Source organism: Mycoplasma sp. 394, from assembly GCF_054353895.1.
Map to the genome: position 1 here is coordinate 1 of NZ_JBTHHL010000009.1, position 13,109 is coordinate 13,109.

General features: G+C 27.0%; 10 protein-coding genes and 1 tRNA gene. 1 reads left to right on the forward strand and 10 read right to left on the reverse strand.

The window, feature by feature from the left end; translation table 4 throughout:
- Positions 1 to 682 (reverse strand): restriction endonuclease subunit S (locus tag ACXYRQ_RS03470; RefSeq protein ID WP_458614828.1); only part of this gene is annotated, 682 nt, incomplete at its 3' end.
- 156 nt (positions 683 to 838) lie between these two features.
- Entirely contained in the window at positions 839 to 1,177 is a 339-nt protein-coding gene (locus ACXYRQ_RS03475; RefSeq protein WP_458614846.1) for a deoxynucleoside kinase, read from the reverse strand.
- 283 nt (positions 1,178 to 1,460) lie between these two features.
- Between ACXYRQ_RS03475 and ACXYRQ_RS03480 the strand changes: the two genes are divergently transcribed.
- A tRNA-Thr gene (locus tag ACXYRQ_RS03480) sits at positions 1,461 to 1,536 on the forward strand.
- 12 nt (positions 1,537 to 1,548) lie between these two features.
- On the opposite strand, the gene ACXYRQ_RS03485 is transcribed toward ACXYRQ_RS03480, so the two are convergent.
- The 8 genes from ACXYRQ_RS03485 to ACXYRQ_RS03520 form a co-directional block, all read right to left on the reverse strand.
- Positions 1,549 to 1,860 (reverse strand): thioredoxin family protein, encoded by a 312-nt coding sequence (locus tag ACXYRQ_RS03485; protein ID WP_458607379.1) that lies wholly within the window; start codon positions 1,858 to 1,860, stop codon positions 1,549 to 1,551.
- Positions 1,861 to 2,540: 680 nt separating this feature from the next.
- Positions 2,541 to 2,663 (reverse strand): NINE protein, encoded by a 123-nt coding sequence (locus ACXYRQ_RS03490; RefSeq protein WP_458614829.1) that lies wholly within the window; start codon positions 2,661 to 2,663, stop codon positions 2,541 to 2,543.
- 140 nt (positions 2,664 to 2,803) lie between these two features.
- Entirely contained in the window at positions 2,804 to 4,402 is a 1,599-nt protein-coding gene (locus tag ACXYRQ_RS03495) for an ATP-binding cassette domain-containing protein (RefSeq protein ID WP_458614830.1), read from the reverse strand.
- On the reverse strand, positions 4,402 to 5,964 hold the full coding sequence (locus tag ACXYRQ_RS03500) for an ATP-binding cassette domain-containing protein (protein WP_458614216.1): 1,563 nt from the start codon (positions 5,962 to 5,964) through the stop codon (positions 4,402 to 4,404). Before ACXYRQ_RS03500 ends, ACXYRQ_RS03495 begins: the two co-directional genes overlap by 1 nt.
- Complete coding sequence (locus ACXYRQ_RS03505; protein ID WP_458614831.1) at positions 5,948 to 7,819, reverse strand: class III lanthionine synthetase LanKC N-terminal domain-containing protein; 1,872 nt, start codon at positions 7,817 to 7,819, stop codon at positions 5,948 to 5,950. Before ACXYRQ_RS03505 ends, ACXYRQ_RS03500 begins: the two co-directional genes overlap by 17 nt.
- 44 nt (positions 7,820 to 7,863) lie before the next feature.
- Complete coding sequence (locus tag ACXYRQ_RS03510; protein WP_435129896.1) at positions 7,864 to 8,001, reverse strand: hypothetical protein; 138 nt, start codon at positions 7,999 to 8,001, stop codon at positions 7,864 to 7,866.
- A gap of 178 nt (positions 8,002 to 8,179) precedes the next feature.
- Positions 8,180 to 8,590, reverse strand: a complete 411-nt coding sequence (locus tag ACXYRQ_RS03515) for a hypothetical protein (protein ID WP_458614832.1) — start codon at positions 8,588 to 8,590, stop codon at positions 8,180 to 8,182.
- Between the two features lie 386 nt (positions 8,591 to 8,976).
- A complete protein-coding gene (locus ACXYRQ_RS03520) occupies positions 8,977 to 12,843 on the reverse strand; it encodes an Ig-like domain-containing protein (protein WP_458614833.1) in 3,867 nt (1,288 codons plus the stop codon).
- Positions 12,844 to 13,109 lie beyond the last annotated feature (266 nt).

Sequence of the window (13,109 nt, forward strand, 5' to 3'; positions counted from 1 at the left end):
CCTCCTGTTCTCAAGCGTGAGTAAATTCAGAGAAACGAATATTAGGAAATTTTGAGTTTTGATTAGGAAACATTTTAGATAGCAAAGTTGACTTAATGTTCATTAAAAAGTCATATTTTTGCTGATGAAGCAAAAGGAGAGAATCTAAAGAAGAAAATATGCTTCCTATTAAAATATTTTCTCTTTCATTTGATGATTTTCAAATTTTTGCTTTATTAACCATCTCGCTACTTAAATTAGGTTGAGTTCCTGTTGATAATACTTTATTTCAGTGTCTTTTAAAATTTTTAAAAAATAAATTATAGAAATAAAAATCAAGCAATTTATTATTTTTTAAAATAAAACTAAAAATAGCTTGACTTGTTGCTAAATTTTCTTTATTAATCGCTATTTTTCCTATAGAAGCATAAATAGACATATTTAATGAATTTCTTGGAACCAATCAAGCGTTAGAGTTATTTAAACCTTCTTCAGAAATTCTTTTTTCTGTATTTTTTATAAGTTTTTCTGAATTTGTTATATCTTTAATAGTTAAAAAAGGTATATTTCCTGAATAATATTTTTTATTTGTTGTTAAAGGAGTCCCACCAGATTTACCTAAAACATAAATATCTTTAAAAAGTTGTTGTTCTCACTCATCTTCAAATCCATTAAACCTCAAACTAGGTACTTTTTTGTCCATTTCTATCCTTTCTTTTTATAATTATATTTAAAAATATCAATTTTTAAATAGACAAAAATTAGATATCATCTGATATCTATTTTTCGTAAACAAATCGATCTATAATTTTTGTTGCTTCTTTTAACACTTGATGGTCATCTAAATCATTTGTGTTAATTATTTTATAAGGAATATTATATTTTTGCACCAATTCTCAAACAAAGGACGATATAACTGATGTAATCTTTTAAAATAATATATATTTAAATCGAAGTTTTCAATTTCAACATCTCTACCTCTTTTTAGGATGCGATTTTTAATTACATCAAAATCAGCATCTAAAAAAATTGCTAAATCAGGGTTATCTTTTAAATCTATAATATAATCGAACAAAGCATTAAATGCATTTAGATACTTTGTTGGTTTTTGCTCAAGTGTAACGGTTGCAAAAATATGATGTTCAACATTAAAGCGATCTAAGAAGATGTGGTGTCGTTTATGATTATGATTTTTTAAACTCTCATCGTTTCTTTACCAGTAAGTTGATATAAATAAAGATATATTCATAGATGCAATGCTCAAAAAACTTTATGAGAAATGAAAATTCGTTTCAAAATCAAAGATGCAAGAAATTTATTTTACTTCTGAGTCATATTAACCAAATCTTTAACAAAAAACAGTTAAGAATTTATTTCATTTCTTAACTGTTTTAAAAGTTGTAAAAAAGATAATATACAGACATAAAAGTCCAAAATTAATCTTTTATTTTATATCTAAAAATGGTATAATATCAGAAGTTGCCGTCATAGCTCAGCAGGCAGAGCACGTCCATGGTAAGGACGGGGTCGCTGGTTCAAGTCCAGTTGTCGGCACCATTTTTTATACCTTTATTTTAAATATTCTTGAATATCATTTTTTAATACATCATATGGTTTAAAACCAGTAAATTCTTTTACAAGTTTTCCGTTTCTGTATAATTTTGAATAAGGTATAGATTCAGTTCCTGATTCCTTAGCAAAAGCTCTATGAGTATCAATATTAACTCTTAAAACTTCAAAATTGTCTTTATCTGCTAACTCTTGTAAAGAACCCTTATACATTCTACATGGCCCACATCAGTCGGCATAGAAAACTACTAATCTGTCTCCTGGTTTTTGAAGTTCTGATAAAACTTCTTCTTTGTTTGATTCTCTTAACATATTTTTTGTTTCCTTTCTAATTTATATATTTATTATATACTAATTTTATAAAAAGTTAATTTTTTCGTATTTTTTTAGCTAAAAATTAACTTTTTATAAAATTAAATTTATTTTTAAGAACTTTACACAATCTTTATCTATACATATCATATTATCCAAAATAAAAATTATGATATTTTTTCACAAAATATAAATAAAAACTTGCTTAAAAATATCAAATTCTAATTATTATAACAAAATGTGAAATAATTATTATGGATGCAAGCAAAAATTAATAATTTAGTTCACTCGTTTTCAACCATTGTTTGTTTAATGTATAGATATCCTTGAAGTTTATATTCATAATATTATCGCTCCTTTCTTAATATTTGCGATATCCTTATTGATTTTTTACCCTTTTTATAATCGCATATCTTTCGTCTTTCGACTTGCTTGGATCCAAAATATCATTTTTTTACCTCCTTTGTAAAGATTTTTATATTATTCAATTTTTTATTTCTCGTTTTCAATTATTCGTAAAATTTATTATTGTTATTTTGTTTTATAAAAAATCAGTCCATATTAATGGACTGGTTTTATTTATTTGCTTCATTTTAAGAAAGCACCAGATTTATCAGTAAAACTTTCTGTAATTATCATGATGATATCTATTATTCATCATACAAAACTTACACCAAGAGTTATAAGATAAATAAAACTCCTGTTCCTGCTTTACCTACATAGAAACGATGTACTCCTATGACACCAAGAAAAATACATAGGATTAATGCAACTAAATTGCTTTTTGGAGACTGTATTGTCATTTTTTCCATTCTTTTTTGTGTTTTTCTTAATTATAAACAAAAAAACTGGTTGGTCGAAATCCGCTATATTTAAGATACTAAATATGGAAAATATATGAAAAGTAAATAAAATTCGGTTCACATGAACCGAAATTAATTTATTAACCTAACTTTATAACTTCATCAAATTTTTCTAATTTATCTGTATTTAAATGATGCGAAACTAGTAAAATTGTTTTAGATGATTCTAATAAAGTATTTAAAATCTTATCTGCTAAATCTTTATTTAAATTAGATAATGTTTCATCTAATAGCATCACATCCTTTTCTTGATAAAAACTTCTTGCAAGAGTTAATCTTTGTTTTTGTCCTAATGATAAATTATTATATGAATCAAAATCTTTATCCTTAAACTTCTGTATTACTTCTTCATCCATATATGCTTGTTTAAGTGCTTTTAGAACCTTTTCTTCGTTATTTTCAAGTAACGAAACATTATTAAATGGATTAACATCAAAAACAAAGTTTTCTGCATTCAAATAACTTAAATTATCTTTAATCGATGCATCAGTATAAGTTTTTACATCAGCATTATTAACTAATATTTGTCCTTGATAATCATTGATATTATTAATAAGTAAATTTAATAAAGTAGATTTTCCACAACCAGATGGCCCAATAATAGCATATTTTTTGCCTTTTTTAAAGGTATAATTGAAGTTATCAAATAAGAGCTTATTTTCATACCCAAAAGTTAAATTCTTAACTTGTATGCTTTCAACAGGTTGCATTTTTACATTCCCTCGATCTTTATCAAAGTTAAGTTGTAGCATTTTATATAAAACCCGTGATGCCAATACATATTTTAATCCATCAACCATTTTTGAAAAGTTGTCTTTACTATCATCCATTCCTTTTTTAAAGGTATATATTAAACCAATCGAAATTGATAATGGATTTTTTATATATAAAAATCCTAACACAATTAAACCTACAATCACACCTATTTCAGTAATAGCATTTGATAAATTGTTATTTCAAACATTAATATTATCAAAATGATAAACTTTTTGATAATATTCTTTTACTTCATTTTCAATAAACTTATATAAGAGTTCTTGATTATTCGAAAAATATAATAATGAATATCTTTCTAAGTAGTAAGTTAATTTTGATGTTAATTCATTTAATACAAGTTGATTTTGCTCAACATATCAACTAATTTTTTTATAAAAGATAAAGTTAGGTAATGCTGATAAAAGTAAAATTCCTATTACAAAAGCAAATGCGATGATGTTGGATAATCCAAAGAAAATCAATATTACAGCTAAATTTATCGCAGTAGATAAAAAGTTTACAAGTGGAAGCAGTGAATTATATGCGATTGCATTTGCATTATTAAAAACTTGTTCAAAGGCTTGTTGCGATGAATAATTTAATTTTGTTTTTGAGTCTGCTTGAAATAATTGGTTGTAAAAGATTCTAGAAACTGATTTTGCTGTATATATACCAAATTTATTTGAAAGCATATAATAAAAATAAGTGCTTATCGATGACATAATATATGCAGCCACAATTACAATTAATAAAATACCAAAACTTAAAAATGCATCATTTTTAACAAATGTGTATTGCCCGATAACAGCATTAACTGCATAACCTTCTAAGATAGATAAAACAAATTGAAAACTATTAACTATGATAGCAACCAAAACAAAAAACAAAAATGGTGTTTTTATTTTTGATATAACATTTTTCATTATGCTACCTCTAAATTAATTACTGCATCATATAAACTAGCATCATCAAGATGATGTGTACAGTTAATTAATAATAAATCTGGATTTTGCATTAATTTATGAAATAAATCCTCTGTATTTTCTTTATCAAGATTCGATGCTGCTTCATCTAAAATTAAAAGATTTTTGTTTCGGTAAAAATGACGAGCAAAATTTAATCTTTGTTTTTGTCCTGTAGATAAGGCTGTGTCACTTTCTATAACATAATCCAGGTTAAATTCGGTTAAATTAGCTTGTTTTAGAGCTAATTTAACTTGATCTTGCATATTTTCTTTTCATAAAGTGACATTATTATATATGCTATCATAAAATACATTCTCGTTGCTATTTAAATATGTAAATGAATTATTTCATACACTTACATCTATATCTTTGATTTCTTGATCGTTTACTTTAATGCTTCCATTGTATCCATGAAGTTGCTTTAAAATTAAATTCAATAATGTAGACTTACCAGATCCAGATTTACCTACTATTGCATACTTTTTACCTTTATAAAAGGTAAAATTAAAGTCTTTAAAAATTACATTTTCTTCATATGCAAAATTCAAATTAGTTATTCGAATTTTTTCTACATTTATTTCTGCATTATCTTTGTTTGAAGCAACAAATTCACTACTAAAATCCTTTAAATAACTTTTATAAGCAATGTAATTTTGATTTACATAAATTGTATAACGCAGTTGAATTGAAAGGGTGTAAAAGTAGCCAGGAACAGCAAATATTGCACCAAGTGGTTCATGTTGATAGAAAATGAAGTAACCGATAATAAACATCATCAATATATATGAGATATATTGAAAACCACTGTTGATTACTTCTAATTTGATAACGGTACTTTGTGTTTTATCCAAATCTTTTAATCATTTTTTTAATGCCACATCGATAAAATCAAATAATTTTTCAGGTTTATTTAAATATCATAAGAACTTAAATCCATTAAAGATGTTTTGTAATGTTGCAACATGAGATTCCATTGAAAACATAAATTTCTTATGCATTCTCCCAGCAATTGTTGATAAAAAGAAGGGAAAAATAAATGAAATTAACAATATTGCAAGTCCGATTAAAGCAAATTTTCAACTTATCACAAACATAACAATTAAGGTTGCAACTTGCACAAAGACACCTATTACTGTATCAAAGAGACTTGTAAATAAAAATTCTTGTAGTTCTGGCACACGTTTGTTAATTCAAACTAGGTATCTACCTTCTTTGTTTTCAGTGACTTCATGCGATGACAAAGTAGAAATTTTCGATACTGCTCCTTTAGTTAACAATGTGCTAACATATTGTTTTAATTTATTCTTCAGAAGTAGTTGCATCAATGTGGCAACTAAGAATATAACAGTTAAAGATATAACAACTATTAAATTTGTTTGAAATAATGCTTTATCACCACTTTTGATGCTATCAATCAATGAAGCAACAAAATAAACAACTATCGATGATGCAGCAACTGAGATAATACTAAAAATAAATATATAAAGCAACAATGGTTTATTATTAAATAGTTTTTTCAACTTTCTCCTTTCTATATTTAAAGACTTTATAAAGCAGATGTAATCCTTGATACCCATTTCAAAAACTTGCATCTATTTCTCTTTTGTCATAATCAATGATCTTTTGATCCCTTAAACAAATGTTTATAAATGCTATATGCTTATTGATTTTATCATTATTAATGTTATATAATTCAACATAAAGATAATGCACTAATAAAATACCTGCATAACCGTTTGCTAAACCTATTTTTCTTGTAAAAGATTTAAATAACTTATTAGAAATTAATATAATTTCTTCATCAAAGTCATGGATATTAAACTTATATTTAGCAAAAAGCAAAATATATAAAATACCTGCCCTTCCGTTTATTAAATATGGTGAATGATAATTTCCTGTATTATAAAACAGATTATAATCTAACTTTTCTTTTATAGATTTATATCATTTTTCAAGGACTAATTTTGCTTCATAACTTGTTTTTATATCAATAAGAACTTGTAAAATACTTTGGAAAGCAAAATTGCTATAAATTAATCTTAAATTTAGGTAATTAAATATATCAGTTATACTTGAAATCGCTGGTAATAAATCATTTTTATTGCCAAAGATTTCATTTATTATTTCAAGGTTATACAACGAATCAAAATGTTTAATAGTTAGTTTTCTATTAAATACTTTAAATAAAAAAATTGCAATGTTTAAGAGTTCATACGAGTTGTTCAAATAAAAAATGAGTGATAAATAATCTGATGGATCTAAGGAAGAATCTTTTTTATAATCAAATAGAAAATCTAATAACATATAGAAAATCTTCATTTTATCTGTAGAGTGTGTTAAATTATTAGTATTACAATAAGGATTTTTAACATTCATTGGTGATGAACTTTTATGATATTGTGAGTGTTCTAAATCAACAAAATAGAGCATCTTTTTATCTTCATTATAAAGAAAATTATCCATTTTCACATCGTTTAAAACAACTGGACTGTTTTTTAATGTATTAAAGAAATATCTAAATGAATCAATTAAATCAATAACTTTATTTTGTTTTGCTTCACTAACATCATAAAGTAAATTATAATCATATTTATATAGATCTAGTTGTTTTCCTTCGCAATATTTATATACATAAAAAATACTTTGCGAATTTCAGAATTTCTCAATATATACTGGAAAATTTGGTATTTCAGATATAGATGCAATTATTGACTCATGCTCTCTCGCTTTCAGATTTTCACCGTTTAAAAAGTATTTTTTACTTTCTTTTATCACATATTTTTGGTTATCCTTTGTTGCTAATCATATATTAGAAAAGGAATCAAATGTTATTAAACCCATTAAGTTATAACCATTAATTATTTTAGAAATTGGTTTACTGTAAAATAAATCTTTGATATCAGCAGGTTTATACATTTTTACAATTTTTTTATATTCATTTTCATCTTTTTTACTAATACTGCCATATCGATAATGAATAATACTCTTTTTATATTGCTTATCTGAATATGTTAAAGGTGCTTTAAATTCCTTTAAAATTGGATATAAATTAATAATTATTTCTTTTGCTTCTTTTGCACTTGTAGGATAAATAGTAATAAATTTACCAGTCAAATTGTTTAATTGTTTTTCAAATAAACTCTGATATAAAACCTTGTAATTTTGGATATATTTAAAACTTATGTTATGAATCTTACAAAATGTAACTACTCGTTGCAGAATATCATTATAAGATTTTATATCAGTTGAAATATGTATTTTTCAACCTTTATCAGGCAGTTTTGCTTTACGATATTTATAATATGCAAAAGTTTCATCATTACAAATATCACATCTGTTATCAAATTTATCATAAAATCTTTTTATTTTAATCAAACTTCTAATTTTGACTCCTTATTTTATAAATCAATATGATAAATTTATCATCTCGGAAATATTGGACAGATGATTGTGATAATTCTTTTTGATTCTAATGTAGCAACTTCAGATGAAGATTCAGCAAGTAAAATCTTTTCCATAGTATGTGGTTGTACTAAATCAAAGTTAAAAAGTTCCATTTTTTAATCCCCTTTCATTTTATAAGTTATATAAAATTACAATATTAAGGTTTTAAATATTGTAATGAAATTTAATACAAAAGTATTGCAATAAAACTTATAGTTTTAATTCAAATTTTCATATAACTTAGTTGTATTATACCACATACGATCTTTATAGTTAAATATATTTTGAAATTTATTTAGCAATGTTTGCTAGTAGTTTTAAACCTCAGTATAATAATGTAAAAAATAAAATGATTGAAAGCACAATAAGCACAACAAGCAAAATAAATGAAACAATTGCTATTATCGGAATAATCATTATAGAAAACATTGATAAACTTTGTATCGGTTTTCAAGGTCCATAGAACTTATGATTTTCAAACATTGATGCAGCCATTAAAATATGAGATGCAAACATAAAGAACGCTGATGCAATCATTAAAGTATACAATAATTCGATTAAAAATTGGACAAAGCCTGTAATAAACGGAAATCATACAGAAAAGTTTTTTATTACATCAATTACAAACCAATAAAAATCATATAACGATCAAATACTGACAATTAAGAAAATACCATCAGTATGCAGGAAAATAAAATTCATATCCAACCATTTTCTTTGATATTATTTCCTAAATATATAATATAAATAACTATAAATGCCGTTTCAGCTGCAATATAGATAGCAATTAAAGTCAGTAAACTCACCTTATATGAAAATAACCATATTGTAGGATTCGGGATGATTCTTAACGCATTAAGTATGCTAATAACTAAGAAAATAATATTTATTATTGGTAAATAAACAAAAATTTCTATTGATTCAATTTTTTCTGTTGAGCCTTTTCAACTTTGTATATCAAAAAGATTTTACAGAAACCCTCATAAATATTTAAAAGGTTCTGTAATTACCAATAATAAAATTTCCATAAAACAATTTTATTAAATTTACACAAACCATATAAATTTGATTCAAAAAAGTAGCATTTGCTACTTATTTGAATTCATTAATTTTTGTAAATCATCTCAGGCTTTTTGTAATTCAGTAAGTTTTGCTGTTTTGCTCATTCCATATACTTTATATGCCTTTGCATAAATTTCAGTTCCTTTAGTTAAAGTATATTCACGATCAGCAAATTTTCTTAGCAATCTTCTGACTTTTTTACTAATATCACTGCGTTCTTTGATCAAAGCATCTGCTGTGTTAGTCTTAAACTTATAAGTTTTTGACATACTTCCATCTTCAGATGTTACAACAACTGTTAGGGTTTCATCTTGATAAGATGTAAAAATATTAGCATTATTTGTTGCAGAAAATGTTAATAAGTTAAGACTTTGATCAACTGCTAATGTATAATCAGTAATTTCTGGATGTTCATTAAATCCTGGATAATTATTGTTTGCATATTTTACATTTAATGTAAAGGTGCTTTCTTTTGTTACATTTGTATCAGGTGATAACGCTTGCAGTTCTTTAATAACTACTGCATCTGATCCATTCGGTAAAGTAAATTTTATTCTTACTGCATATGCATCAACTGGTTTAGCAAAGATTAACTCAGTATAATCATTTGGTTTAATAGTTGGGTTTTGGTTTTGTAAGGTGATGTGGGTTCAGGTACCAGTTTTTAAGTTTGTTGCAGTTAATGAATTATCATTCAGATTAGATAATTGAATTTTTGTAGAATCGGTTAATCCTGTGACTGCTGATGATAAATATTCCACACTAACAGTTGTAGGAATACCTACTTTCTTAGCATCATCAGCTGCTGCAAATCATACTTTAACTCGATCTATTTTAACAGACTTAGATGTAGAATCCCCAAAAGCAACTCCAACATAGTTATCATTAGCAGTATTTGTTGTATCTGTATGTGTTTCGCTTTGCTTTACTGTTTTAGATTCTTCTGTTTTTGCAACAGATGCTACTGCTGAACCGCTTGAATGTCCATCTTGTCCTTTTCCTTCTTGATTATCTGTAGCGCCAGTTCCTGTTTGTGATGCTGTATGTTCTGTATTGGACTTATCAGAACCAGATTCTGAACCCCCTGAACTAGCAACTTGTGTTTTTGGTGTACTTTCTGCTTCAGTATATTTATTGCTTCAAACAGGAGTTGTTGTATTTGTTGCAGCATTCCCATCGTTTAATGAATCTACAGAATATGTGACAGCACCACTATCTTGTGATGTACTTGCACTCATAGTAGAAGAAGCGAATGCAGCAGGGAATAAGTCGGAACTTCCTGATGTTTTTTGTGAAACAACAGTTGTTTTTGTGGTAGCAGTTCTCGGAACTTTACGTACATATAATTTTGCTGTTAAAGTTGTTCCTGTAACTGTTGCTGTTTTTTCAACAATCTGATCAGAATTTAATTCATCATCTGTTAAATTTTCAAATGTAACAGTTTTAGTATATGAATTACCTAAATCATCATAAACAGTAACTGATGTAGGTAAGGTAGGAGCATATCCAGATAATGTTGCAATATGTGTATCTGCAACTTTGACCAAATCATGTACGGAAACAGCAGCAGTTACATCACGAGTAAATCCACGATATGACGCAGTTCCTTTATATGTATAAAAACCTACTTTATCTGCTTTTTCTGGAACATTATCTCATGTTACATCAATTCATCTAGGATATTTATCACCTGGATAAATTGCTTCGATGTATTTAGGTAATGTTATATTATCACCTTTTAAAACATCAATAGTCTGTGTCTTAGCAACGGATAAATTATCCATATAAAAAGCATTTGAACCAGGTGTTTCATTAACATTAATATTTACTGGTGCAGATGTATAATCAACTCCTTGGTATTTTACTTTTAATACCACAGGTTGACTAATGGTAAAGTGTCTACCGATAAAGTGCCCATCCTGATAATCAAAGAAAATATTAGGTAAATTTGAATTAACTAATTCAAATTTAAATCCATCCTTATCTAATCACTCAGGTGTTATTTTACTTCCGTCTTCTAAAACTAATGAAACATCAACTGCTTGTGCTTGTCCAATGGTAATATCTGGAACTGAAAATGCTACTGTTTTTAATTTATTAATTAATTTATGAGTATATATATATGTTTTTGTAACTCCAGTTTCCGATCATACAAAAGCATAATATTTTTTAGTAAACTTATCGATTTGAATGCTAAAAGTTTGCATTCTAGCTCTTGATGGATTTGGTAGGTTAAAATCTACTTCTGTTGGGAATCCATCTGTAAAACTACTACTTCCTTGATAATCTAATTTATCAGCAGCAAATGATGTTGATGTATCAGATGTAACTCCATTCCCTTTTACAACTATCGATTCTAATGAATCGCTGGCATCCTTTGCTCGATGTCCGGTAGTTTTTGTGGCTCCATAAACAAATACTTCAAGTAATCCAAATACATATGATTTTGTCGGTACATCGGTTCTTGGATAATTAACATAATCAAAACGAACATATCTAGCATGTACTTTTTCAAAAGTAATTTTATAATTATTAGGATTGTTTTCATTAGTAACTCCGACAGTAGAAGAATTTACTAATATAAAATCGGAAGATTTTGATTGATTAAATACCCGATGGAAATTAACTCCGTCTTCTGATGTTGAAATATATAGACTTTTCGGCCCATTTGTTCCAGTATTATAATCAGCAAACATAAATAACTTAACACCACCTATATCTTGCGCAGTCTTTAAATCGATAGTAATTTGTCCTGTCTGAGCATTCGCTTGACGATCACCTACTCAGTTATTAGAATTATTATCTCTGTTATTTCAAGTTCCATCAACTATTTTTTCTATACCAGTTTGTGCTGGGACAGCCGTTGCAGTTGCATGATTAGGATCAGATGAGGTTGTATCTACAATATTTTGTGTTCCTGTAGTGTAATTACTATCAACAACCTTTAAATAAGCAGTAACTTCTTTATCAGCATAAGCATTTAAATGTCCTTTGATTTGAATATCACTTGATGTTCCGTTTGCAGTTGAAACATTAGTTGTAGAATTTCAAGTTACAGCTTCTGGTTTACTATCATATTTAGAAAACACATTTACTGTTGCAGGCAAACTAATTGAATCATTTTCATATACCGTTATATAAGGACTTTCGACTTGATATGCATTTTCAAAGGTATATACTTCATATTCTTTTACAAATGATTTACCATCAACTGTCGCAGTTATTTGGTAGACTGCGGCTCTGGTTTTATCAACCTTAGCACTATCTCATGTAACATCAACTTCCTTTTTGCTCCCATCGCTATAAAGAGCATTGACTTTAGAAGGTAAAACAAGTTCTTTGTTTATTTCACTATGTAAATTATTTGCATCTATATCTAAAATACTTGCAGGTTGTTTAGAAGTTTGTTCTTCATCTAAATCATCTGTATCACTAGGATTTTGTTCATTAGCATTACCAGGGGGTGTGGTTTGGTTTTCACTACCATTACCAGGTTTTGTTTCAACATTTCCTTGGCCACTACCTGAATTTTGTCCACCATTTTCTGGTGGTGTAGTTTGTGAACCTGTCCCTGAACCATCACCTGGTTTATCACCGCTTTCGTTAGAACCACCTGGATTTTGTGTTTGTGAACCACTTCCTTGTCCTGGGTTAGTTGCTTCACCTGGATTGGTTGTTTCACCATTGCCTGGTTTTGGTGTCTCAGAACCTGGTTTGCTTCCTTCGTCAGGCGGGGTTTGATCTCCTGGTTTGGGTTGTTCACCTGGTGTTTTTCCTTCTTCAGGTGTTTTAGGTTTAGTAGTTGAACTTTGACTTCCACAACTAGCTGCTATCGCTGTGGTAGAAGCAGATATAAATAAAAGTGATGTAAGTAATTTATTCTTTTTCCTCATAATTATTCCTTTTATATTATTTGAATATTTATAAAACTTTATTTTCTAGTAAATTTGTTTTATTACAAAAACAATGTTTTTGAAAATAAAACACTTTTTATTATATTTAAATTTTTGAATTGTTTTTTTTTTTTTTTTTGTTTTTATCTAATTTTAAAAGATAAAACTGCAAAATTTTCTTATATTTTCATTATCCTGGCTTTTCATCAGTAAATATAGATATAATATATCAACAAAAATATACAAAAACATCGCATTGTTTACAA